This is a genomic window from Brevundimonas sp. (assembly GCF_013823285.1).
Taxonomy (GTDB): domain Bacteria; phylum Pseudomonadota; class Alphaproteobacteria; order Caulobacterales; family Caulobacteraceae; genus Brevundimonas.
Window position 1 is genome coordinate 26,093 of the sequence record NZ_PNLV01000007.1, and the last position, 22,770, is coordinate 48,862.

Below are 22,770 nucleotides of genomic sequence, written 5' to 3' on the forward strand. Positions count from 1 at the left end.
GCGCTGAGCCGGTCCATTTCGGCCGCCGACTCGTTCGCGGTCAGTTTGAGATCAAGCTCGGGTATCGTTTGCAGCACGCGGCTACTGACAACCTGTTGGCGGCAAGGGGCTAAAGAAGCATGCGGTCGGATTATGGAGCATGGCTTCGCGCGCAGGGGTATGACGGCGGAACCGTGACGGCACAGCTCCACCGTATCGGTCGGGTGCAGCAATATCTCGGCGACCCAGATGAGGGATTTAGCCATGATCGATGCAAGGGACTCCTGGAGCGGCTTGTTTACTCGACCGAAGACGAGCGGCGCGGCCGGCCTAACCCTACGGAAATTCCGATAAACGGCAGGCTTCGAACCAACATCGCAAGCTACCGCCACGCCGTGGCGCTCTACACGCGGTTCTTGGACGACCAGGCGAAAGACGTGGGCGGGTCAGTGCAGGGAGGATCGACCGGTTCATCGACGATAACTTCCGGGCGTGCTGTTCGATGGTCCGGCGCGACGTTGGCTTCGCAGCTCGCCGCCCCGAGGGAGCAGGCGCGTACGCTGGCTGAGTTCGGATTCGATGGTCAGGCCGCTTTGGAGGCTCTCATCGCAACTTCGCGCTACCGAACGCTCGCCCAGGCGGTAGCTTCACTCGCGCTGTTCTCTCACCCCGAAACTGTGGTGCAGACCGGCGGTCGCGCGATGTTCCCTACAGTCCGCGGCGTCCCCGGAGCGTATCTTGAAATCGACGGACGTTCGGTGATGTCGGATGACAACAAGAGCCCTACCGACGCCTTCCTCTGGTCGAATGGGATCAACCGTCGGGGCCGCGACAGCCAGTTCAACCACGTGTACGCGGCGAGCTTGGACCCCGACGCCTACACGGCCCTTCCGAACATCGTCATGACCCCGGCCTTCTTGGCCAAGCTCACCGACACCAACGCGGAGGTGCGGGCGCTGCTGGCTTGGCGGAGCTTTGATCTTTACGGCTGGAGGCTCTCTGGCGTCGATATCCCAGATCGCCCGAATGCATACGCATCGCTCGAATGGGCCGCACCGCTGCCACCTGTCCCGCAGCTTCAGCCACGGCTTGAAGCGGTAATGGCGCGGCGACCGAAGGACCGCACGGTCATCGCCGCCCGGCGTCTCGGTTGGCTGTTTGGAGACCCAGAGCCACGGGAGCTTCGCGGTAGCAGCTGACTGTCGCACCGCTCCCTTCCGTCGCGGCCGCTCGGCTTGCGTATCGGAGAGCTCACTTGCCCCACTAATGCCCCACTAGAACGCATGGAGTAGTTGCCGCCTTGGCCGGAAACCTAACATTCGGATTTTTCGAGAAAAAATTGCGCGCCCGGAACGATTCGAACGTACGGCCCTCAGATTCGTAGACTAACGCCAAAAGCGCCGCTCGGGCATCAGGTCCCAATCGCAACCAACAACCTGCGCAGTCAAACCTAGCAGCTGTGACCAAGTTTGTGACCAAGCAGCGGAATATCAAAGGGGCCGCCCGAAAGCGGCCCCTCTAACCAACCGTCTTCATTGAGGAAGATGGTCGGAGCGACAGGATTCGAACCTGCGACCCCTTGACCCCCAGTCAAGTGCGCTACCAGGCTGCGCCACGCTCCGAAGGCGCTCCCTATAGACGGGCCGCCGCGTGCCCGCAAACCCTAATCGAGAAGAATTCTCTCAGCGCCGAAGAGCCTGATCGAGACTTGCGCGGGCGGCCTCCAGATCGGCCAGGAGCGCGCGCAGACGGGCGGCGTTCGCACCGCCCACGACAGGCGCCTCCCGGCGTTCCGATTCGGCTGTCGGGGTGAAGGCGGCGTCTTCGTCGCTGAAGCTCGCGATCCCCTTCAGGCCCTGCTCCTTGTAGAGGCGCTGCACGCCCTTGATGGTCAGGCCCTGCTCATGCAGCAGACGGCGCACGCCCTTAAGGACCGCCACATCGTTGGGGCGATAGAACCGCCGACCGCCCGCCCGCTTGAGCGGCGTCACGAAGGTGAATTTCGTCTCCCAGAAGCGCAGCACGTGCTGAGGAGCCCCGATCTCCTCGGACGCTTCCGAGATGGTGCGGAAGGCGTTGGGGCCCTTGGTCATGGTCAATCGACGGCCGCGCCGTCCACCTTGGTCTTCATGATCTGGGAGGCGCGGAAGCTGATCACCCGGCGCGGGGTGATGGCGGCGGGTTCTCCGGTCTTGGGGTTGCGTCCCATGCGGGCGCGCTTTTCACGCACCTGAAACACGCCGAAGCCCGACAGCTTGACCGTCTCCCCGCGCTCCAGCGAATCCACGATCAGGTTCAGGGTCCGCTCGACCAGATTGGAGCATTCCTGTCGCGACAGGCCGAGTTCCTCATGAACCGCCTCGCAAAGATCGGCGCGCGTCACAGTCTCGGCCATCGGTCGCTCCCCTCCATCAAGCCCCGGGTGGTGCGCCATCTGACGACAATATGCGTCGAAGTCAAAGCGCAACCGCCTGTTTTACATCCTTAACGCCACCGCGCCCCATGTCAGACCCCCGCCCATGGCCTCCATCAGGACCAGGTCGCCCGGCTTGATGCGACCGTCCTTGACGGCCGTATCAAGCGCCAGCGGGATCGAGGCCGCCGAGGTGTTGGCGTGGTCGGCCACGGTCAGGATGACCTTGTCCTCGTCCAGACCAAGGCGGTCGCCCACGCCCTTGATGATGCGCTGGTTGGCCTGGTGGGGCACGAACCAGTCCACGTCGGAAATCTGGATGTTGGCGGCCTCGCAGGCGGCCGTCACAGCCTCGGCGATGTTCACCACCGCGTGGCGAAACACCTGATTGCCCGCCATGCGCAGGTGGCCCACCGTGCCGGTGGAGGCCGGGCCGCCGTCCACATACAGCAGGTCCGTCTTGTTGCCGTCGCAGCGCAGGGCGAAGCCCAGCACGCCCCGGTCGGCGGGCGTCCCCTGCCCTTCCACGGGCTCCAGCACCACCGCGCCCGCGCCGTCGCCGAACAGCACGCAGGTGGACCGGTCGGTCCAGTCCATCAGACGGGTCATCTCCTCGGCGCCGATGACCAGGGCGCATCGGGCCAGGCCCCGCGCCACGAAGCCGTCCGCAACGCTCAGCGCATAGACGAAGCCCGAGCACACCGCCTGAATGTCGAAGGCGTTGCACACCGGGGCCCCCAGCTTGCGCTGGACGATGGAGGCCACCGACGGAAAGGTCATGTCCGGGGTGGTGGTGGCCACCACGATCAGATCGATGTCCGCCGCCGTGCGCCCGGCCGCCTCCAGCGCCCGCCGAGCTGCCTGAACCGCCAGGTCGCTGGTGGGCTGGTCGTCAGCGGCCTTATGGCGCTGGCGGATGCCGGTGCGCTCGACGATCCACTCGTCGGTGGTGTCCACGAACTTCGACAGGTCGTCATTGGTGACGATATTGTCGGGCAGATACGAGCCCACGCCGGTCACGGCGCTGCGAATGACGCTCACGAGACAGTCTCCACCGGGTCGGACGGGGTGCTGTGCAGCACCGCATCCAGCCGTTTCAGATTGGCCCCCACCTTGGCCGTGTAGTCGCTTCGGGCCAGGTCGACGGTGACGCGGATGGCGTTGCCGTACCCCTTGGCGTCCGCGCCGCCGTGGCTCTTGACCACGATGCCGTTCAGGCCCAGCAGCGGCCCGCCGTTGATGGCGCCGGGGTCGATGCGGGCGCGCATCTGCCTCAACGCCGGCAGGGCCAGCAGCGCCCCCGCCCTGGCCTGCAGAGTGGAGGTCAGGGCGTCCTTCATCAGGGTCGAGATGAACCGCGCCGTGCCTTCGGCCGTCTTGAGCGCGATATTGCCGGTGAAACCGTCGGTGACGACCACATCCACAGTCCCCTTGGCGATGTCGTCGCCCTCGACGAAGCCGTGGTAATTCAGGCCGAAGGGATTGTCGCGCAGGATGGCCGCCGCCTCGCGCACCTCTTCATGGCCCTTCATGTCCTCGGACCCGACGTTTAGAATTCCGATGGAGGGGTTGGTCGAGCCGTGGACAGCGGCGTGAAACGCCTCGCCCATGATGGCGAAATCCACAAGCTGCTCGGCATCGGACGTGATGTTTGCGCCCACATCCAGCACGGCGGTGATGCCGTTCAGGGTGGGCCAGCTGGCCACGATGGCCGGCCGCTCCAGACCCGTGGCCGACATCCTCAGCAGCAGCTTGGATATGGCCATCAGGGCGCCGGTGTTGCCGGCCGACACGGCGCCCGCCGCCTCCCCGGTCTTCACAGATTCGACGGCGTTCCACATGGACGACCCCTTGCCCCGGCGCATCGCCTGGGCGGGCTTCTCATCCATGGCGATGACCTTGTCCGTCGCGCGGATTTCGCAGACCTCGCCGACGCCCGCCTTCTTCACCTCGGCGGCCAGGGCCTTTTCATCGCCGTGCAGCAGGAATCGAACACCCTCGCCGCCGTGCCGTTTCAGATACTCGCGGACGCCGCCCACTGTGACAGGCGGTCCATGGTCCCCGCCCATGCCGTCAAGCGAGATGATGATTGATGACGCCAACTTGGATGTCGCTCCGTGCGCCCGCCCTGCCCGGCGGCGCTTCCTGGTTCGAGGCGCGCCACGATAGCGGCCTCCTTGGATGATGGGAACAGCCTGACGTAACGTCAGGTGTCGCCGGAGGAATCCGGCTGCTTGAACTGCTTCAGCACGGCAAAGGGCGATTCCTCAGCCGGCTCCTCGGGCTGCTCGAAAACCGCCCCGGGCTTGCGGGGGAAGGGGTCCAGCGCCAGGGCCAGTTGCTCCACCGCATAGACGCCCAGGTCGATCACGCCGTCCTCGACCATGTCCGGTCCGTCGTCTTCTGGATCGACGTCCACTTCAACCGGCGCCCGCGGATCAGCTTCCAACAACTCGATGGCGAATGATTCGTTGATGTCCGCCGGCAGCGGCTCCAGCGTCAGGCCGCAGCGCTGCACCGCATGAGCCGTCACCTGGCCCGCCAGCGTCCAGCCTGCATCGGCGGGCTTCACGGTGAGGCGGGCCTTGAACACCGGAAGTTCGATCAGGTCCAAGGTCCGGGCGATGCGGCTGCGGACGACCTCATCCGGCTCCAGATCACGGGTGGCGCCCGCCCCGATCTGATTCAGCCGCAAGGGCTCGCTGAAGGGCGGCGGCGGCAGGCTCATGCGGCCGCCACGCTCGGTTCGGCCCAGGCGGGCGCCGACATGACGGCGTCGAAGGACTGTTCCCCCACGGCGCCGCGGGCGCGCATGGCGTAGTCGGCCATGGCGCGCATCTCAGGCGTGGCCGAATCGGATTCCAGGATGTTGCGGCTCAGGGCCGTGGCCAACGCGTCGTGATCGCCAGCCAGGATAGCCGTCTCATAGGCCATCATGCGGCCGTACATGGCCTCGCCAAGGCGGCGCATCTTCTTGCCGACCGCCACATCGCCGACGCCAAGCTCGCGAAGGGTGTTGTCGAGGGCCGAAACATAGGTGTCGAACAGATCCTGGGCCGTATCCGCGCCCGCCTGGCCCTCATCCCTCAGCCGCAGGATCATCAGCAGCACATGCAGCGTGTAGAGTTCGAACCGCGCGTCGATGCGGTCGGGCACGCCCATGTCCGTATAAAACACCGGACGGCGGGCCTGGGCGGCGCAGGCCGCATACAGTCGTTCGGCCACTTGCCGGGACGGCCTGGATTTAAACAAATTCCGCAGCAACTGTTGGCCCCTTGTCCGGTCTCGGCGTTGAACTAATGCTCCGGGACCGCTAGGTCAAAGCCGTCGATCCATTCGAGGTCCGTTTTCATGTCCCGATTCATTCCCGTTCTGACCGTGGCGGCGCTCGCCGCCGGCCTCGTGGCCTGCGCGCCCCAGGTCGGTCGTCACGGCTTCCAGATGATCGACATCGCGCCCAACGAGATCGAGGCGGGCGTGGACACCCGCGAAACGGTCCTGGCCAAGCTGGGCTCGCCGTCCACCCGATCCACCTTCGAAAGCGAGAGCGTCTGGTACTACATCAGCCAGACGACTGAGCGGTATACCTACAACGCCACCCAGGTGGCGGGCCGCAGCGTCACAGAGATCACCTTCGCCGACGGAAGCGACCAGGTTCAGGGCGTCCGGCTGCTGGGCCTCGAGGATGGTCGGCAGATCGCCATGAACGGCCGCGAGACGCCGACCCGGGGCCGTGAGCTCAGCGTGATCGAACAATTGCTGGGCAATGTGGGCCGCGGTCAGCTGCCCCGCACCGAGGACGACGATCCCGGCCGCCGCCGCCCCGACTGATTTCCGCCCGGCCGAAAAGAAACAAGCCCCGGAGCCTTCGCTCCGGGGCTTTCTTTCTGGCCGTTTCCCGGGCGGCTCGAACCGCCCGGGTCACGATCATCAGCCGATGTTTCCGCTCGCCAGCACCGCCAGCAGCAGAAGCGCCACGATGTTGGTGATCTTGATCATCGGGTTCACCGCCGGTCCGGCGGTGTCCTTGTAGGGATCGCCCACGGTATCGCCGGTGACGGCGGCCTTGTGCGCCTCCGATCCCTTGCCGTGCAGCACTCCGTTCGCGTCGGTGTAGCCTTCCTCGATCAGCTTCTTGGCGTTGTCCCATGCGCCGCCGCCAGAGGTCATCGAGATGGCCACGAACAGACCGGTCACGATCACCCCCATCAGCATGGCGCCCACCGCGGCGAAGGCGTTGGCCTTGTCCGGCTGGATCAGCATGATGGCGATGAACAGCACGACCGGCGACAGCACCGGCAGCAGCGACGGCACGATCATCTCCTTGATCGCCGCCTTGGTCAGGATATCCACGGCCCGGCCGTACTCGGGCTTGACCTGATAGGTCATGATGCCCGGGTTCTCGCGGAACTGGCGGCGCACCTCGGTCACAACGGCCTCGGCCGCGCGGCCCACCGCCATCATGGACATGCCGCCGAACAGGAAGGGCAACAGCCCCCCGAACAGCAGGCCCACCACAACGTAGGGGTTGGACAGGTCAAAGGCGACCGGCCCCATGTCGGCGAAGAACGGGTAGTCCGCCGGATTGGCCGAGAAGTACTTCAGGTCCTCGGTGTAGGCCGCGAACAGGACCAGAGCGCCCAGACCCGCCGAACCGATGGCATAGCCCTTGGTGACGGCCTTGGTGGTGTTGCCAACCGCGTCCAGGGCGTCGGTGGAGGTCCGGACGTCGGCGGGCAGACCCGCCATCTCGGCGATGCCGCCGGCGTTGTCCGTCACCGGTCCGAAGGCGTCCAGGGCCACGATCATGCCCGCAACACCCAGCATGGTGGTGGTGGCGATGGCGATGCCGAACAGTCCCGCCATCTGATAGGTGGCGATGATGCCGATAATGATGGTCAGGGCCGGAAGCGCTGTGGATTCCAGCGAGACCGCCAGACCCTGGATCACATTGGTGCCGTGCCCCGAGGTGGACGCCTTGGCCACCGACTTCACCGGGCGATAGGTGGTGCCGGTGTAGTATTCGGTGATGACGACGATGGCGGCGGTGACCGCCAGGCCGACCACGCCGGACCAGAACAGGCTCATGGCCTCGATGGTCAGGCCGTTCGAGGTGACGACCGGCTCGCTGACCAGCAGATCGACCACGAACCAAAGGGCCGCAACCGACAGGACGCCGGTGGCGATCAGACCCTTGTACAGGGCCCCCATGATGTTGTTCGACTTGCCCAGGCGCACGAAGAAGGTGCCGATGATCGAGGTGATGATGCACACGCCCCCGATGGCCAGCGGCAGCAGCATCATGGCCTCCACCAGCGGCGACTCGCGGAAGAAGATGGCGGCCAGCACCATCGTCGCCACGGTGGTCACGGCATAGGTCTCGAACAGATCGGCGGCCATGCCGGCGCAGTCGCCGACATTGTCGCCCACGTTGTCGGCGATGGTGGCGGCGTTGCGGGGGTCATCCTCCGGAATGCCGGCCTCGACCTTGCCCACCATGTCGCCGCCCACGTCGGCGCCCTTGGTGAAGATGCCGCCGCCCAGTCGCGCGAAGATGGAGATCAGCGAGGCGCCGAAGCCCAGGGCCACCAGACCGTCGATAACCTCGCGTCCGACGCGGTCCAGAGCCATGCCCTCGGTCAGGAAGGCGTAGTAGCCCGCCACGCCGATCAGGGCGCCGCCGGCCACGAACAGGCCGGTCACCGCGCCTGAGCGGAAGGCCAGGTCCAGCCCGCCCGCCAGGCTCTTGGAGGCCGCCTGGGCCGTGCGGACATTGGCCCGCACCGAGATCAGCATTCCGGCGTATCCGGCCGCGCCCGACAGCACCGCGCCGATCAGGAAGCCGATGGCCGCATACGGGCCGATCAGGAAATAGGCCGCGACCAGGATCACGATCCCGACGATGCCGATGGTGGTGTACTGGCGCTTCAGATAGGCCGAAGCCCCTTCCTGGATCGCCGCGGCGATCTCGCGCATCTTGTCGTTGCCGGCGTCGGCCTTGAGCAGCGAGGCGGTCTGGATGGCGCCGTAAAGCACCCCCATCGCGCCTGCCGCTATGACCAGCCACAGATAGGACGTCATAAGCGTTTCAACCCTTTATGCATTTCTGCGCGCGGACCCTTGGCGCGGCGTCCTTTCCGGACTTGTCCGCCTTCCGGTCCCCCCGTGCGCACCGGCCGCTGGCTGCGGCCACGCGGGAATTGCGGCCGGAAAGTGCCAAAGCCCGCCGACTCGCGCAACAGCGTTTAGTTGGAGCGCATGCCTGTGCGGCGGCGGGGAGCCTGATTGACCAGCTCGACGGAGGCGATGACGCCGTCTCCGGCCACCACCCGGGCGGCGGCCATGGTCGCGGCGATCACCACCCGCTCGCTCAGAACGGTCCACTCTCCGCCGGCGGAAAAGTCCACCCGGTGGGCGGCCTTGACCAGGGCGTCACGGATGAAGGGATCGTGCGGCCGGACGGCTTCGGCCGTCTGCCCGCTCGCCAGATGCAGACGCAGGTTCACGAACACATAGTTCCGCAAACGCCCCTCGCTGACGACGGGCAGGCCCAGCGGGACCAGGTTCAGTGTGGCGGCTGCGGGGGGCGCATCGCTGGACGGCGCGGCGGCCGCCGCCGTTGCGGAGACGGCGAGCACGGTTCCGGCGGCGATCAGGTCACGACGGCGCATTCAAGCCATCTAGCCGACCGGCGTTAGGAAACCGTTTCAGCCGTGCCGCCAGCCCGTCGTCTTCATCGGCACGACTTCGCCGCCATACCGGACCGTCACCCCTTCGCCCCGGGTCGCCGCGCCCAGCACCGTCAGGCGCAGATGGCTCGCGTCGGCCGTCCGCTTCAGCCCCTCGATGGCGGCGGGCGGCACGGCCATGACGATCTCATAGTCATCCCCGCCCGTGGCCAGCTCCGTCAGGGCGGCCAGCGGATCGACGCGGGTCTCGAACCATGCGGTCGCCGCCCGGGACAGGGGTAGCTTCTCCAGATCAATGACGATGCCCACGCCGCTCGCCTTCGCCATGTGGCCCATGTCGGCGATCAGGCCGTCGGACACGTCCAGGGCTGCGGCCACGTGCTCGCGCACAGCCAGGGCGAAGTCCACGCGCGGTTCCGGCGTCCGGTAGTGGGCGACCAGGGCCGCGACCCGTTCGTCCTCTAGTCCGATCTCGCCCCGCGCCGCCTTCAGGCCCAGGAAGCCGTCGCCGATCATGCCCGTGACCACGATCAGATCGCCCGGCTGCGCGCCTGCGCGCGCCACAGCGCGGCCATGGGGAACCCAGCCCAGGGCGGTCAGGCTGAAGCTGGCCGGCCCCGGCGTCACCACCGTGTCGCCGCCCATCAGGTGAACGCCGAACCTGGCCTGATCTTCGGCCAGACCCGCCGCGAAGGCCTCCCGTTCCCGCCAGCCCGACACCTCGGGCCAGAAACAGGCCAGCAGATAGCCGAACGGCTCGGCCCCCTTGGCGGCCAGGTCCGACAGGTTCACCCGCAGCAGCTTCCTGGCCACCGTATCCAGCGGATCGTCGGGCAGGAAATGGACGCCCTCGACCATGGCGTCCTTGGTCAGGATCAGGTCATGGCCCGGCCGCGACGGCAGGGCCGCCACGTCATCGACCAGGCCCCGGCCCCACTCCGGGTGCGCCAGCGGCCGGAACAGCCGTTCGATGGTCTCGAACTCGTCGGCCGCATCAACCCCGGGCATCGCGGGCGACGCCATCCAGGGCGGCGTTCACGAACTTGGCCTCGGCCGCGTCGAAAAACGCCTTGGCCAGCTCCACATATTCGTCGATGACAATTTCGCGCGGCACGTCGGGCTTCTCGCGCAGCTCCCACACCCCGGCGCGCAAAAGGGCACGCAGCGTCGCGTCCAGCCGCTCGATGCGCCAGCCGGAGGCCAGACGCGTCACCACGGCCGTGTCGATAGCCTTCTGGCCCGCCACCACCCCATGCACGATCTGGGCGAACCATTCCTCGTCCGCCTCGGCCAGCGGCTCGCCGTCCATGTCGGCGTCAAAGCGGTGGTTGCGGAACTCGTCCACCACGGTGTCCACCCCCTGCCCGCCCAGCTCCATCTGGTAGAGCGCCTGAACGGCGGCCAGACGCGCCACGGTGCGGGCCCGGCGCTGGCGTGAGGTCAGATCGGGCTCGGCCCGCTGTTTCTCGGCCTCGGCCAGATGGGCCATGACGGATTTCAGGCTGTTGGCCTCGCTCACAGCCGGCCCTCCCTCAGACGACGGCGCAGGTCGATCAGCTCGAGACAGGCGCGGGCCGCGCCGCCGCCCTTGTCTCCTTCGGTGAAACGGGCGCGGGTCCAGGCCTGCTCCTCGTCCTCCACCGTCAGGATGCCATTGCCGATGGCCAGCCCCTTCAGCCCCAGATGCATGATCCCGGCGGCGGATTGATCCGACACGATCTCGAAATGATAGGTCTCGCCGCGAATGACGACGCCCAGCGCCACATAGCCGTCATAGCGCACCCCAAGCGGGCTGCGGCCCATCTCCTCGGCCTGGGCAATGCCGAGCGGCACCTCCAGCGCGCCGGGCACCGTGGCCACGTCAAAGGTCGCGCCGCGCGCCCGCAGGGCTTCCTTGGCCCCGTCCAGCAGCGCGTCGGACAGATCATCGTAGAACCGTCCCTCGACGATCAGGATACGCAGGGGATCGGTCAAGACTGGGGTTCTCCATCCATGTCACGCCAGCCCGCGATGCGCAGGCCGTAACCCTCAATGGCCGTGGGATTGGGCCGGGTCGAACTCATCACGATCATGTCGCGCACGCCCAGGTCCAGCAGGATCTGGGCGCCCACGCCATAGGCTTTCAGCGCGCGGTCGCTTGCGCCGGGCTTGTCGCCGTCGCTCAGGCGTTCGGCAAGCCCCTTCAGCTCGGGATCGCGCAGGAACACGGTCACGCCGGCGGCCGCGCCATGGCGCTGCGGCTCGCTGATGGCCTTCAGGGCGCTGGGCACATAGTTCTGACGCGCCTCCACATGACCCAGCAGGTCGGCGGCGAAATCCACCTGGTGCATCCGCACCAGGGTCGGCTTGTTCGGGTCGATCCGGCCGTGCACCAGGGCCACATGTTCCACGCCCTCGATGGCGTTGCGGTACAGCATCAGGCGGAACGGCCCGCCGTGCACACTCTCGAACGGCCTCTCCAGCACCCGCTCCACGAACCGCTCGGTGCGGCGGCGATAGGCGATCAGGTCGGCGATGGTGCCGATCTTCAGCCCGTGCAGCTGGGCGAACGCGACCAGATCCGGCATCCGCGCCATGGTGCCGTCGTCGTTCATGATCTCGCAGATCACCCCGGCGGGCGTCAGGCCGGCCATGCGGCTGATGTCCACGGCCGCTTCAGTATGGCCGGTGCGCACCAACACCCCGCCGTCCCGGGCCACCAGCGGAAACACATGCCCCGGCGACACCAGATCGTCGGCGCCGCGGTTCGGATCCACCGCCACCTGCACCGTGCGGGCGCGGTCCGCCGCGCTGATGCCGGTGGTCACGCCTTCCTTCGCCTCGATCGATACGGTGAAGGCGGTGCCCATGCTCTCGCGGTTCTCGGCCGACATGGGCGGCAGGCGCAGGCTACGCGCCCGGTCCGCCGTGATGGCCAGGCAGATCAGCCCGCGCGCATGCTTGGCCATGAAATTGATCTGGTCCGGCGTAGCGAACTGGGCCGGGATGATGACATCGCCCTCGTTCTCCCGGTCCTCGGCGTCCACCAGGATGTAGGGCCGCCCATTGCGGGCGTCCTCGAGGATGTCCTCGATGGGACTGACGGGGCTGTCGTTCAGATTGGCCGCCGGGTGCATCACGCTGTCTCCTGCCAGCGGGCCAAGTAGCGCGCCAGCATGTCGATTTCCAGATTAACGGCGGAATCCGGTGACAGCGTCCCCAGGGTCGTCGCCTCCCAGGTGTGGGGGATGATGTTCAGGTCAAAGGTCTGTCCGTCCACGGCGTTGACGGTCAGCGACACCCCGTCGACCGTGATCGAGCCCTTGGGGGCGATGAAGCGGTGCAGGGGCTCCGGCGCCTCCACCACCACCCTGTGCGATCCGCCTTCGGGCGTGATCGAGACCACACGCCCCACGCCATCCACGTGGCCCGAGACGATGTGCCCCCCCATCTCGTCGCCCAGCCGCGCCGCGCGCTCCAGATTGACGCGCGTGCCCTCGGTCCAGGCGCCCAGGGTGGTCTTCGACAGGGTCTCGCCCGAGACCTCCACCGCGAACCAGTCGTCGCCCCGCTCCACCACCGTCAGGCAGACTCCCGCGTGGCTGACCGAGGCTCCCATATCAATGGTTGACGTGTCCCACGCCGTGGCGATCTCGAAGCGCCGGTCGCGCTCGGTCTGGCGGACGCTTCTGACGCGGCCGATGTCGGTGACGATTCCAGTGAACATCAGAGCACGATCCCGAAAAGTGGGAACCGGTTTTCGGAAAAGGTGGTGCAGCCAGTCATGATCGCGCTCGCTCGTATCGCTCCCACAGGTCGTCACCCAGAGGCTCGACCGCAAGGCGCCGGAAGCGCGGCGCGTCGGAAAGCTGCGCCATGGCCAGCGCCGCCACGCACGGCCGCCCTTCCCCGCCCAGCAGGATCGGCGCCCGGAACCACTCCAGCGCATCCACCGCATCCGCCGCGATAAAGGACGCCGCCACCTGCCCGCCGCCCTCGATCAGGACCGAGCCGACGCCGTGCCGCTTCAACGCCTTCAGGACGGCATCGACGGAGGGGCGACCGTCCGGACCGGCTTCGACCCGCTCGACCAGAGCCTCCCCCACCGCATGCGGCTCGGTGGTCGTCAGGATCAGCGTCCCCTCGCCCGCCAGCTTCGCCGTTGCAGGCGTCCGCAGACGGCTGTCCAGCACCACGCGCAGCGGCTGATCCACCGGTCGGCCCGGCAGGCGCACGGCCAGTTGCGGGTCATCGGCCAGCACGGTCTGCACGCCGGCCAGCACCGCGTCATGGGCGGCTCTCAGGCGGTGGCCCTGCTCGCGCGCGGCCTCGCCGGTGATCCATTGGGACTCGCCCGTCGCGGTGGCGATGCGGCCGTCCAGAGAGGTGGCCAGTTTCAGGGTGACGCGCATCACCGATCCTTGTCGGAGTCGCTGAATCCTTCGGCGCCGAGAAATTTGGCGAAGTCGCCGGTGTGGCGGAAATCCTTGTAGACCGAGGCGTAGCGCACATAGGCCACCTCATCGACGCCCTTCAGCGCCTTCATGATGAAGTCGCCCACGGTCGAGGACTGAATCTCGGTTTCGCCCAGGCTTTCCAGCTGGCGCACGATGCGGCTGACCAGCTGTTCGATCTGATCGGGGTCCACCGGACGCTTGCGCAGGGCGATGCCCAGCGACCGTTCCAGCTTCATGCGATCGAACGGCGTGCGCCGCCCGTTGCGCTTGACGATCACCAGTTCGCGCAACTGCACCCGTTCAAAGGTCGTGAAGCGCCCGCTGCAGCCCGGACACGCCCGACGGCGCCGGATGGCCGCGCCGTCGTCCGACGGGCGGCTGTCCTTCACCTGGGTGTCCGGGTTTCCGCAGAAGGGGCACTTCATGGGCCGGGCCTACCTGTAGATCGGGAAGCTGTGCGTCAACTCCCGCACCTGCGCGGCTACGCCCGCCGCCACCGCCGTGTCCGCCTCGTCGCCGCCCTTCATGGACACGACCACATCGGCGATCCAGTGGCCGATCTGCCTGAACTCGTCCTCGCCGAAGCCGCGCGTGGTGCCCGCCGGGGTCCCCAGCCGCACGCCCGAGGTGATGGTGAAGGGCGCGTCGTCGAACGGCACGCCGTTCTTGTTGCAGGTCATCAGGGCCTTCTCCAGCTCATGCTCGGTGGCCTTGCCGGTCACGCCCTTGGGCCGCAGGTCCACCAGCATCAGATGGCTGTCGGTGCCGCCCGAAACGATCGCCAGCCCCCGCTCCACCAGCACGCCCGCCATGGCCTGGGCGTTCCTGACCACCTGCTGCGCATAACCCTTGAACTCGGGCTTCAGCGCCTCGCCGAAGGCCACGGCCTTGGCCGCGATCACATGCTCCAGCGGCCCGCCCTGCAGACCGGGGAACACCGCCGAATTGATCTTCTTCGCGATGTCGCCGTCATTGGTCAGCACCATGCCGCCGCGCGGCCCGCGCAGGGTCTTGTGGGTCGTGGTCGTCACCACATGGGCGTGGGGCAGCGGATCGGGATAGGCGCCGCCCGCGATCAGGCCCGCATAGTGGGCCATGTCCACCATCAGATACGCGCCGACCGAGTCCGCGATCTCGCGGAATTTCTTGAAGTCGATATGGCGCGAATATGCGCTGGCGCCGGCCAGGATCAGCTTGGGCTTCTCCCGCTCAGCCATCTCGGCGACGTTATCATAATCAATGAGATGATCGTCTTTCCTCACCATATAGGTGACCGGACGGAACCACTTGCCCGACTGGTTGGCCGGGCTGCCGTGGGTCAGGTGCCCCCCGCAGGCCAGGTCCATGCCCAGGAAAGTGTCCCCGGGCGTCAGCAGGGCCTGGAACACCGCCTGATTGGCCTGGGCGCCCGAGTGCGGCTGCACATTGGCGAAGGCCGCGCCGAACAGCTTTTTCGCCCGCTCGCGCGCCAGGGTCTCGGTGATGTCGACGTATTCACAGCCGCCATAGTAGCGGCGGCCCGGATAGCCTTCCGCATATTTGTTGGTCAGGACCGAGCCCTGGGCCTCCAGCACCGCCTGAGAGACGATGTTCTCGGAGGCGATCAGCTCGATCTGCTCCTTCTGGCGGCCGAGTTCGCCCTGAATTCCCTTGAAGATCTCGGGATCGGCCTCGCGCAGGGATTGGGAGAAATAGGCGTCATGGACGAAGCGGGCGGTCACGGGCGGCTCCGGAAATCAGGGGGGCGGGAAGATGCCAGATGCTTTACGCCTTCCACCCCCGCCCCACAACATGTTGTGCCGTCGCACCGCCAAGGGTCCGCCGCAGCTTGCCGATGGCGATCCTCTCCAGATGCGCCCGCTCATTCACCGGCCCCACCGCCGAGGCCTCGGTTCCCGTGGCCGCATGAATGGCCGAGCATTTCAGATAGGCGCCGTTGCGCACGAACTCGACGATGACCTCGCCGAGGCTGTGGTCAGGCGACCGCAGGGAGACGCGCCACGTTGCAGTGGGTCCACAGCTTGTCCATGGCCGTGACCAGGGCGTCCATCATGCCGTCGTCGTGGTTCGGCGACGGAGTGAAGCGCAGGCGTTCCGTCCCCTTGGGCACGGTGGGATAGTTGATCGGCTGCACATAGACGCCGAAGTCTTCCAGCAGCATGTCCGAGATCATCTTGCAGTGGACCGGGTCGCCCACGTGCACCGGCACGATGTGGCTTTCGCTGGGCAGGACCGGAATGCCCGCCTCGGCGAAGCGTCGCTTCAGCGTCTCGGCCCGCTCCTGATGCTGCGCCCGCAGGTCGGCGGCGCCCTTCAGGTGGCGCACCGAGGCCAGCGCCCCGGCCGTCAGGGCCGGCGGCAGGCTGGTGGTGAAGATGAAGCCCGCGGCCCACGACCGCACCGCGTCGATGATCACGGCGTCGGCCGCGATATAGCCGCCCATGACGCCCACGGCCTTGCCCAGGGTGCACTCGATGATGTCGATCTGGTCCAGCACGCCGTCGCGCTCGGCCACGCCCGCGCCGCGGGCGCCGTACAGGCCCACCGCATGGACCTCGTCCAGATAGGTCATGGCGCCGTACTTCTGGGCCAGGGCGATGGTGCCGTGCAGGTCGGCGATGTCGCCGTCCATGGAATAGACGCTCTCGAAGGCGATCAGCTTGGGCGCATCGGCCGGCGCGGCCTGCAGCAGGGCCTCCAGATGCTCAAGATCGTTGTGGGCGAAGATGTGCCGCTCGCAGCCGCCGTTGCGGATGCCCGCGATCATGGAGGCGTGGTTCAGCGAATCGGAGAAGATGATCAGCCCCGGCATGATCCGCTGCAGGGTCGTCAGGGTCGCCTCGTTGGCCACATAGCCCGAGGTGAACAGCAGCGCCGCTTCCTTCTGGTGCCAGTCGGCCAGCTCGGCCTCCAGGTCCACGGCCCAGCGGGTGGTGCCGGAAATGTTGCGCGTGCCCCCGGCGCCGGCGCCGGCCTCGTCGATGGCCGCCTGCATGGCCTCAAGCACCACCGGGTGCTGGCCCATGCCCAGATAGTCGTTGGAGCACCAGACCACCACGTCCTGCTCAGACCCGTCCTCGCGGCGGCGCAGCGCCTTGGGGAATTGGCCGCGCACGCGCTTCAGGTCGGCAAAGACGCGGTAGCGCCCTTCCTTCTGGACCTGGTCGACGGCGTTTTGAAAGGCGGCCTTATAGTCAAACACGCGGACGGCTCGTTTTGCTTATGATCGTCTGCCTTGCGTTTTGCTCCCCGCAGGCCCGCGTGTCCACGAAAACCGACGGACAAAAGGCCGCAACCCCTTAATTGATAACGGTTCTCAATACCGCATCGACAGCAGGGGCATAGGCTCAGGTCCGCTCTGCGCGCTCCAGGCTGTCCAGATCCCCGCGCAGGAACTGCAACATGGCCGAGAAGTCCCGACCGCCGTAACCCAGCCGGTCGAACAGGGCGTACATGGCCTCCGCCTGGGTCCCCAGCGGCGTGGACGCGCCCGCCTTGGCCGCCGCGTCCTGGGCCAGCTTCAGGTCCTTCAGCATCATGGCCGTGGCGAATCCCCCTTCGTAGCCGCGATTGGACGGCGCCGTCGGCACCGGGCCGGGCCACGGATAATAGCTGGTGACGCTCCAGCACTGACCCGACGATTTGGACGCGATCTCGAAGAACCGCTCGGGCTCCAGACCCAGCCGCTCGGCCAGGGCGATGGCCTCGCATGTGCCGATCATCGAGATTCCCAGCAGCATGTTGTTGCAGATCTTGGCCGCCTGCCCCGCCCCATGGTCGCCGGCGCGGATGGTGATCCGGCTCATGGGCTCCAGCGCCGCCTCGACCCGGGCCAGCGCCGCCTCGTCGCAGCCGACCATGAAGGCCAGGGTCCCCGCCTCCGCCGCCGCCGTGCCCCCCGACACCGGCGCGTCCGCAAAGGCGTAGCCCGCCTCCTGCGCCAGACCCGCCACCTTGCGGGCGGTGTCCACGTCGATGGTGGAGCAGTCGACCAGCAGGGCCGAGGTGGGTGCGGCCCCGATCACCTGCTCCGAATAGACCTTCATCACATGGGGACCGGCCGGCAGCATGGTGATGACCACGTCCGCGTCCTTGACCGCCTCCACCACCGAGGTCGCAGGCGTGCACCCGGCCGCCCTGGCCCGGCCCAGGGCCTCGGTCGAGAGGTCGAAAGCCGTCACCGTCCGCCCGGCCTTGGCCTGATTGGCCGCCATGCCGCCGCCCATGTTGCCCAGGCCGATGAATGCGATCTTCATGTGCGTCTCTCCCTGACAGTCTTTGGCCCGGACTTAGACTCATCGCGCCCGGATCGCCAGCGTCGCCAGGGCCCACCTGGGCCGGGATTCGCCGGAAATACTTGACTTTTCGCTGTGGATTTCTATATCGAGCCAACAGTTCGGGACAGGTCTGGCGAATTCGCGCCGCCCGCTCGCCCAATGAGGGGCGGTTCCGTGCGTCATGAGTCTGAAAAGACTCCCCATCACGAGTTACATGACAGAATTCTCCAAACTGGGCCTTTCGCCCACGACCCTTCAGGCGGTCGCCGACACCGGCTACACCACCGCCACCCCCATTCAGGAACAGGCCATCCCTGTGGCCCTCGCCGGACGCGACGTTCTGGGCATCGCCCAGACCGGCACCGGCAAGACCGCGGCCTTCACCCTGCCGATGGTCGATCGCCTCGGCTCGGGCCGCGCCCGGGCTCGCATGCCCCGCGCCCTTGTCCTCGCCCCGACCCGCGAACTGGCGGACCAGGTGGCCGAGAGTTTCGGCAAATACGCCAGGGGCACCAAGCTCAACTGGGCGCTGCTGATCGGCGGCGTCTCCATGGGCGAGCAGGTGGCCCTGCTGGACAAGGGCGTGGACGTGCTCATCGCCACCCCGGGCCGTCTGCTGGACCTGTTCGAGCGCGGAAAGATCCTGCTGACCGGCGTCGAGATCATGGTCGTGGATGAAGCCGACCGCATGCTGGACATGGGCTTCATCCCGGACATCGAGCGCATCTTCAAACTGACGCCTCCGCGGCGCCAGACCCTGTTCTTCTCGGCCACCATGCCGCCCGAGATCACCCGCCTGACCCAGCAGTTCCTCAAGGATCCGACCCGGATCGAGGCGTCGCGTCCGGCCATGACGGCCGACACCATCGCCCAGTATCTGGTCCGCATCCCGTCCAGCGACCCCAAGGCCAAGCGCATCGCCCTGCGCGCCCTGGTGGGCCGCGAGGACGTCAAGAACGGCATCGTCTTCTGCAACCGCAAGTCCGAAGTGGATGTGGTCGCCAAGTCGCTCAAGCAGCATGGCTTTGACGCCGCGCCGATCCACGGCGACCTGGACCAGTCCCTGCGCACCAAAACCTTGGCGTCGTTCCGCTCGGGCGAACTCAAGCTGCTGGTGGCCTCCGATGTGGCCGCGCGCGGCCTCGACATCCCCGACGTCAGCCACGTCTTCAACTATGACGTCTCGCACCACGCCGACGACTATGTGCACCGCATCGGCCGCACCGGCCGCGCGGGCAAGAAGGGTCAGACCTTCATGATCGTCACCCCGTCCGACGACAAGTCGCTGGATAAGGTGCTGAAGCTGATCAAGATGGATCCGGAAGAGCTGACCCTGGACATCGACTGGTCCGGCGTCGGTTCGGGCGGCTCCGCCCGCGGCGGCCGCAAGGCCCCGGAACGGGCCGAGCGCAAGGCTCCCGAGCAGGCCGAGCAGGCCGAGAAGCCCCAGCGCAGCCGGGGCGGACGCCGCAGCCGGTCGGAGCCCGCTGTCGAAGCGGCCGCCGCGCCGGTCGAAGCGACCGCGCCTGAACCTGTCGCCGCCGTCTCCGCTGAACAGGCCGAAAAGCCGCGCCGCACCCGCAGTCGCCGAGGGTCGAAAAGCGAAACTGCGCCGGTCGCGGCGGACGCTCCCGCAGTGTCCGCACCGGTCCCCGCTTCAGCGGCCGCTGCGCCCGCAGCCGCCGTTGCGGTTCAGGAGCCCCAGCTGACCCAGGCCGAGCGCCGCGGCGGCCGCAAGGGCAAGGACGACGACGGGGGCCCGGCCAAGGGTTCGGGATTCGGCGATGATGTGCCCGCCTTCCTGCGTCGCCCGGTCCCGGTTTCGTCCTGAAATAACGCCGGTCCTTAACCTCGTCCTTACCTGGCGAACCTAGGGTTTCTCCGGCGCTGAACGGGCGCGGGAGGCGGGACCAGTATGACGGCACAGGTTGAAACAACGCTGCGCGGACCCGAGGCCTTCTCCCTTGCGCGTCAGGCGCTCGAGGCCATGGAAGCTGCCGGCGTCTGGCCGACGCCGCTGAATTTCGAGCTCTGGATTCATTACATCGGCACGCCCGAAAGCCCGTTGAGCCGTGAGATGAAACGGCTGATGGAGCTCGGCACGCCCTTCACCGAGGACATCAGCGAGATGCTGATGTCCGAGTATCTGCCGCGCGGCCGGCTCAGCGACGAAATCCGCGACGCCGGCCTGATGCTGAACCGCGAGCTCAACAATGTCGCCGAGGTCATCGCCTCCGCGCAGTCGTCCCAGGCTGAATACGGCCAGACCCTCGCCGAGGCCGGCGCCAGCATGGAGACGCCTCTGGCGCCCGAAGAGATCAAGCGGCTGGTCGGCGATCTGACCGCCGCCACCAGCAAGGTCCACATGGAGAACGCCACGCTGGAGAAGCGTCTGCAGGCCTCCACGCGCGAAGTGGCCCAGTTGAGACAGCATCTGGAACAGGTCCGGCGCGACGCCATGACCGACGCCCTGACCAATCTGGCCAACCGCAAGGCGTTCGACGAGGAGCTGGACCGGGCATGCGCGGCGGCGGGCGACAAGGCCCCCCTCACCCTGGCGGTGCTCGACATCGACCACTTCAAGAAATTCAACGACACCTGGGGGCATCAGACCGGCGATCAGGTGCTGCGCTATGTGGCCAGCGTTCTCGGCCGTACCCTGCGCAGCCCCCGCGTGGCGGCCCGCTATGGCGGCGAGGAGTTCACCTTGCTGTTTCCCGGCGAAACCGCCCGCATGGTCGAAACCGTGCTCAACACGATCCGCGAGGAGATCGCCTCCCGCAGCCTGCGTCGCCGGTCAACCAATGACGATCTGGGCGCCGTCACCGTCTCCATCGGCCTGGCCCAGAAACTGCCGGGCGACACGGCGGTCGACCTGATGGGCCGCGCCGACGAGGCGCTGTACGCTTCCAAGCACGCCGGCCGCAATCGTGTCACCTGCGCCACCAGGCTTTCGCGCGCCGCCTGACGCCTGATCGGGCGAGGCAGTCCTTCACGACCCCGCCCACGCCGTGAATCAGGCGGTCGGATATGGCCCCCGCCGTGATTCACGGCCAAGGTCGCCCCATGCGCAGTCTCGCCTTCGCCCTCGCCTACTGGCCCCTGTCGATCCTCCACACCCTGGGGGCCGCCTTCGCCGCCCTGACGCCGGGGCGCGGCCTGGTCCGGGGCGTGATCCGCAGCTATGTACGCTCCATGGTCTGGGCCATGCGCGCTCTGGCCGGGATACGCATCCAGGTGCGTGGCAAGGACCGCCTGCCGGACGGGGCCTTCATCCTCGCCTGCAAGCACCAGTCCTGGGGCGACGGCTTCTCCATCTACAATCAGTTCGACGACCTGGCCTTCGTCACCGGCGATCATCTGGAGCGCTTTCCGCTGCTGGGCACCGTGCTGCGCAAGCTGGGCGCCATCGTGGTCAACAACTGCGGCGGCCATGAAGCCCGCAAGGCGCTCGCCACCCGCGCCGCCGAGGCCCACGCCGAAGGCCGCAAGATCCTGATCTATCCCGAGGGCAATCTGGCGAAGGTTGGGCAGAAATACCGCTATCGCACCGGCGTCTGGCACATGTACCGCGACTTCCAGATGCCCGTGGTGCCCGTCGCCACCAATCTGGGCCTGTTCTGGCCGCAGGAGGCGTACGAGAAGCACCCCGGAACCGCGACCCTGGAGTTCCTCGACGCCATCCCTCTGGGTCTGGGCAAGGACGAATTCATGGCCCGGCTTGAAGCGGCGGTGGAAACCCGCACCGCCGAACTGGTGGCCGAGGCCACCGGCGCGCCGATCACCCCCGCCGTCCAGGTTCCCACCCCCGACGAGGTCCGGCGCGCCGCGGCCTGAGCGAACCGACGCAAGAAAAAAGGCGCCGGCGAACCGGCACCTTTTCAGACGACTGTCCGATGACAGCGATCAGATACGCGGGGGCGGGGTCTCGCCCGTGCGCGATTGCTCCGCGCGGATGCGATCATCGCTGATCGAATCGTCGCGCACGGTGTCGGTCCCGGTGAAGCTGCGGGGCTCCTGGGCCACCGGGTCTGTGCGGTAGCGGGCCCGTTCCGCCACGACCCGGTCGCGGTCATAGGGTTCAGCCGACGGATCAAAGCGCTCCCAGCCTTCGCTGCGATAGGCGCCGCCGCGCTTCTCGGCTTTGACGCCGCCATGGCGTTCCAGCACCGCTTCCACATCCTGAGCCCGGTCATCGGCGATGCGCACGCTGACCAGCGACCCGCCGCGACGCACGCCCTCGGCGTAGACATGGGCGTCGTCCTCGTTCTCGCCGTCATCGGTGAGCGCGCCCACCAGACCGCCGGTGGCGCCGCCGGCAACGGCGCCGCCGAGCGCGCCGGCCGCCGTCGCCGCCAGCCAACCTGCGGCGACAACGGGTCCCACGCCCGGAATGGCGAGCATGCCGAGACCCGCCAGCAGTCCGGCGCCGCCGCCGAGTGCCGCCCCGACGCCCGCACCGGTCGCCGCGCCTTCGCCGGCCTTGTTGCCGTGATCGTGGTCATGCCCGGCGTGGTCCGTCGAACCATCCGCGGCGTGCCATTCCTCGGCGTTATTGGAGATGAGGCTGATGTCATGGCTGTGGTAGCCGTCGCTCTCGAGGCTGCGAATGGCGTCAAGGCCGTCGGAATAGTGGTCGAATAGGCGGGTGATCGTGCGCATGATCATCGGTCTCCTGAAATGGCGGCCAGTCTGGACGGAGAGCCGATCGGCTCGCTGAACGCTGGCGTTAGGGGTTGCCCCAGACCAACCGGCGACCGCGGAAATTGTTCACATGGGACAGAATTCAGCAACGCGAAGTCATCCATCCCCTTCAATCTGCAATGATTATGAGATGGACTTGGCGATGCATGCCGATGTGAAAATGTAATTGGCGATCAACAAAGCATATTTTCGTTCGCCATGTACTTAGCGAGCAAGTTTTTTATATTTTCCAAAGCGCCGCTCCACGCAGTGACTATGGAACAATCGCGTTT

At 67.2% G+C, this 22,770-nt stretch carries 24 protein-coding genes and 1 tRNA gene; 5 read left to right on the forward strand and 20 right to left on the reverse strand.

The genetic code is table 11. The features are described 5' to 3' along the window. Positions 1–173 precede the first annotated feature (173 nt). A complete protein-coding gene (locus C0461_RS02220) occupies positions 174–1,178 on the forward strand; it encodes a hypothetical protein (RefSeq protein ID WP_292103552.1) in 1,005 nt (334 codons plus the stop codon). A gap of 346 nt (positions 1,179–1,524) precedes the next feature. Here C0461_RS02220 and C0461_RS02225 read toward each other — a convergent pair. The 7 genes from C0461_RS02225 to C0461_RS02255 form a co-directional block, all read right to left on the reverse strand. Further along, positions 1,525–1,601: transfer RNA gene (locus C0461_RS02225), tRNA-Pro, on the reverse strand. Positions 1,602–1,661: 60 nt separating this feature from the next. Then, the gene (locus C0461_RS02230; protein WP_292103553.1) at positions 1,662–2,072 is read right to left on the reverse strand and encodes a MerR family transcriptional regulator; all 411 of its coding nucleotides are present in this window, start codon (positions 2,070–2,072) and stop codon (positions 1,662–1,664) included. Positions 2,073–2,074: 2 nt separating this feature from the next. Next, positions 2,075–2,374, reverse strand: a complete 300-nt coding sequence (locus C0461_RS02235; protein ID WP_021697386.1) for an integration host factor subunit alpha — start codon at positions 2,372–2,374, stop codon at positions 2,075–2,077. A gap of 81 nt (positions 2,375–2,455) precedes the next feature. Next, positions 2,456–3,433 carry a beta-ketoacyl-ACP synthase III gene (locus tag C0461_RS02240; RefSeq protein ID WP_292103557.1) on the reverse strand — a complete coding sequence of 326 codons (978 nt, stop codon included), beginning with the start codon at positions 3,431–3,433 and terminating at the stop codon, positions 2,456–2,458. After that, positions 3,430–4,494, reverse strand: a complete 1,065-nt coding sequence (gene plsX / locus C0461_RS02245) for a phosphate acyltransferase PlsX (RefSeq protein ID WP_292103558.1) — start codon at positions 4,492–4,494, stop codon at positions 3,430–3,432. Before plsX ends, C0461_RS02240 begins: the two co-directional genes overlap by 4 nt. A gap of 104 nt (positions 4,495–4,598) precedes the next feature. Further along, entirely contained in the window at positions 4,599–5,120 is a 522-nt protein-coding gene (locus C0461_RS02250; protein WP_292103561.1) for a DUF177 domain-containing protein, read from the reverse strand. Then, positions 5,117–5,617, reverse strand: coding sequence for a ubiquinol-cytochrome C chaperone family protein (locus C0461_RS02255; RefSeq protein WP_292103563.1), 501 nt, complete (start codon positions 5,615–5,617; stop codon positions 5,117–5,119). Before C0461_RS02255 ends, C0461_RS02250 begins: the two co-directional genes overlap by 4 nt. Before the next feature lie 126 nt (positions 5,618–5,743). On the opposite strand from C0461_RS02255, the gene bamE reads away from it, so the two are divergent. Then, positions 5,744–6,223 carry an outer membrane protein assembly factor BamE gene (gene bamE, locus C0461_RS02260; RefSeq protein WP_292103565.1) on the forward strand — a complete coding sequence of 160 codons (480 nt, stop codon included), beginning with the start codon at positions 5,744–5,746 and terminating at the stop codon, positions 6,221–6,223. Between the two features lie 99 nt (positions 6,224–6,322). Here the strand turns inward: bamE and C0461_RS02265 are convergent, their stop codons facing one another. From C0461_RS02265 to mmsB, 12 genes are all read right to left on the reverse strand, one after another. After that, complete coding sequence (locus C0461_RS02265) at positions 6,323–8,473, reverse strand: sodium-translocating pyrophosphatase (RefSeq protein WP_292103567.1); 2,151 nt, start codon at positions 8,471–8,473, stop codon at positions 6,323–6,325. Between the two features lie 164 nt (positions 8,474–8,637). Then, positions 8,638–9,063: a hypothetical protein gene (locus C0461_RS02270; RefSeq protein ID WP_292103568.1), complete on the reverse strand. Its 426-nt coding sequence runs from the start codon at positions 9,061–9,063 to the stop codon at positions 8,638–8,640. Between the two features lie 36 nt (positions 9,064–9,099). Beyond that, complete coding sequence (thiL, locus tag C0461_RS02275) at positions 9,100–10,089, reverse strand: thiamine-phosphate kinase (protein WP_292103569.1); 990 nt, start codon at positions 10,087–10,089, stop codon at positions 9,100–9,102. Further along, positions 10,076–10,600, reverse strand: a complete 525-nt coding sequence (gene nusB / locus C0461_RS02280) for a transcription antitermination factor NusB (RefSeq protein ID WP_292103570.1) — start codon at positions 10,598–10,600, stop codon at positions 10,076–10,078. Before nusB ends, thiL begins: the two co-directional genes overlap by 14 nt. Beyond that, positions 10,597–11,055 (reverse strand): 6,7-dimethyl-8-ribityllumazine synthase, encoded by a 459-nt coding sequence (gene ribH / locus C0461_RS02285; RefSeq protein WP_292103571.1) that lies wholly within the window; start codon positions 11,053–11,055, stop codon positions 10,597–10,599. The genes nusB and ribH overlap by 4 nt, the downstream gene beginning before the upstream one ends. Then, a complete protein-coding gene (gene ribB, locus C0461_RS02290; protein WP_292103572.1) occupies positions 11,052–12,197 on the reverse strand; it encodes a 3,4-dihydroxy-2-butanone-4-phosphate synthase in 1,146 nt (381 codons plus the stop codon). Before ribB ends, ribH begins: the two co-directional genes overlap by 4 nt. Next, a complete protein-coding gene (locus tag C0461_RS02295; protein ID WP_292103574.1) occupies positions 12,197–12,787 on the reverse strand; it encodes a riboflavin synthase in 591 nt (196 codons plus the stop codon). Before C0461_RS02295 ends, ribB begins: the two co-directional genes overlap by 1 nt. A gap of 55 nt (positions 12,788–12,842) precedes the next feature. Beyond that, positions 12,843–13,472: a RibD family protein gene (locus C0461_RS02300; protein WP_292103575.1), complete on the reverse strand. Its 630-nt coding sequence runs from the start codon at positions 13,470–13,472 to the stop codon at positions 12,843–12,845. After that, positions 13,472–13,942, reverse strand: coding sequence for a transcriptional regulator NrdR (gene nrdR, locus C0461_RS02305; RefSeq protein ID WP_292103578.1), 471 nt, complete (start codon positions 13,940–13,942; stop codon positions 13,472–13,474). The genes C0461_RS02300 and nrdR overlap by 1 nt, the downstream gene beginning before the upstream one ends. A 9-nt stretch (positions 13,943–13,951) precedes the next feature. Beyond that, entirely contained in the window at positions 13,952–15,196 is a 1,245-nt protein-coding gene (gene glyA / locus C0461_RS02310; RefSeq protein ID WP_292103591.1) for a serine hydroxymethyltransferase, read from the reverse strand. Between the two features lie 296 nt (positions 15,197–15,492). Then, positions 15,493–16,719, reverse strand: a complete 1,227-nt coding sequence (gene hemA, locus C0461_RS02315) for a 5-aminolevulinate synthase (protein WP_292103580.1) — start codon at positions 16,717–16,719, stop codon at positions 15,493–15,495. A gap of 145 nt (positions 16,720–16,864) precedes the next feature. Beyond that, positions 16,865–17,773, reverse strand: a complete 909-nt coding sequence (mmsB, locus tag C0461_RS02320; protein ID WP_292103582.1) for a 3-hydroxyisobutyrate dehydrogenase — start codon at positions 17,771–17,773, stop codon at positions 16,865–16,867. Between the two features lie 235 nt (positions 17,774–18,008). Here mmsB and C0461_RS02325 point away from each other — a divergent pair, with 235 nt between their 5' ends. From C0461_RS02325 to C0461_RS02335, 3 genes are all read left to right on the forward strand, one after another. Beyond that, positions 18,009–19,625: a DEAD/DEAH box helicase gene (locus C0461_RS02325; RefSeq protein WP_292103584.1), complete on the forward strand. Its 1,617-nt coding sequence runs from the start codon at positions 18,009–18,011 to the stop codon at positions 19,623–19,625. Positions 19,626–19,709: 84 nt separating this feature from the next. Beyond that, positions 19,710–20,762: a GGDEF domain-containing protein gene (locus tag C0461_RS02330; RefSeq protein WP_292103586.1), complete on the forward strand. Its 1,053-nt coding sequence runs from the start codon at positions 19,710–19,712 to the stop codon at positions 20,760–20,762. Positions 20,763–20,860: 98 nt separating this feature from the next. Continuing rightward, positions 20,861–21,631 carry a 1-acyl-sn-glycerol-3-phosphate acyltransferase gene (locus C0461_RS02335; protein WP_292103592.1) on the forward strand — a complete coding sequence of 257 codons (771 nt, stop codon included), beginning with the start codon at positions 20,861–20,863 and terminating at the stop codon, positions 21,629–21,631. A gap of 69 nt (positions 21,632–21,700) precedes the next feature. On the opposite strand, the gene C0461_RS02340 is transcribed toward C0461_RS02335, so the two are convergent. Then, a complete protein-coding gene (locus C0461_RS02340) occupies positions 21,701–22,456 on the reverse strand; it encodes a hypothetical protein (RefSeq protein ID WP_292103587.1) in 756 nt (251 codons plus the stop codon). Between the last annotated feature and the right edge of the window lie 314 nt (positions 22,457–22,770).

Bases quoted from the DNA above. Each gene is read 5' to 3' on its own strand.
- nrdR (WP_292103578.1), bottom strand. From the start codon at position 13,942: ATGAAGTGCCCCTTCTGCGGAAACCCGGACACCCAGGTGAAGGACAGC.
- C0461_RS02325 (WP_292103584.1), top strand. From the start codon at position 18,009: ATGACAGAATTCTCCAAACTGGGCCTTTCGCCCACGACCCTTCAGGCG.
- C0461_RS02295 (WP_292103574.1), bottom strand. From the start codon at position 12,787: ATGTTCACTGGAATCGTCACCGACATCGGCCGCGTCAGAAGCGTCCGC.
- C0461_RS02265 (WP_292103567.1), bottom strand. From the start codon at position 8,473: ATGACGTCCTATCTGTGGCTGGTCATAGCGGCAGGCGCGATGGGGGTG.
- C0461_RS02235 (WP_021697386.1), bottom strand. From the start codon at position 2,374: ATGGCCGAGACTGTGACGCGCGCCGATCTTTGCGAGGCGGTTCATGAG.
- thiL (WP_292103569.1), bottom strand. From the start codon at position 10,089: ATGCCCGGGGTTGATGCGGCCGACGAGTTCGAGACCATCGAACGGCTG.
- bamE (WP_292103565.1), top strand. From the start codon at position 5,744: ATGTCCCGATTCATTCCCGTTCTGACCGTGGCGGCGCTCGCCGCCGGC.
- C0461_RS02270 (WP_292103568.1), bottom strand. From the start codon at position 9,063: ATGCGCCGTCGTGACCTGATCGCCGCCGGAACCGTGCTCGCCGTCTCC.
- C0461_RS02335 (WP_292103592.1), top strand. From the start codon at position 20,861: ATGCGCAGTCTCGCCTTCGCCCTCGCCTACTGGCCCCTGTCGATCCTC.
- C0461_RS02330 (WP_292103586.1), top strand. From the start codon at position 19,710: ATGACGGCACAGGTTGAAACAACGCTGCGCGGACCCGAGGCCTTCTCC.
- C0461_RS02340 (WP_292103587.1), bottom strand. From the start codon at position 22,456: ATGCGCACGATCACCCGCCTATTCGACCACTATTCCGACGGCCTTGAC.
- C0461_RS02230 (WP_292103553.1), bottom strand. From the start codon at position 2,072: ATGACCAAGGGCCCCAACGCCTTCCGCACCATCTCGGAAGCGTCCGAG.
- C0461_RS02250 (WP_292103561.1), bottom strand. From the start codon at position 5,120: ATGAGCCTGCCGCCGCCGCCCTTCAGCGAGCCCTTGCGGCTGAATCAG.
- mmsB (WP_292103582.1), bottom strand. From the start codon at position 17,773: ATGAAGATCGCATTCATCGGCCTGGGCAACATGGGCGGCGGCATGGCG.
- ribB (WP_292103572.1), bottom strand. From the start codon at position 12,197: ATGCACCCGGCGGCCAATCTGAACGACAGCCCCGTCAGTCCCATCGAG.
- C0461_RS02300 (WP_292103575.1), bottom strand. From the start codon at position 13,472: ATGCGCGTCACCCTGAAACTGGCCACCTCTCTGGACGGCCGCATCGCC.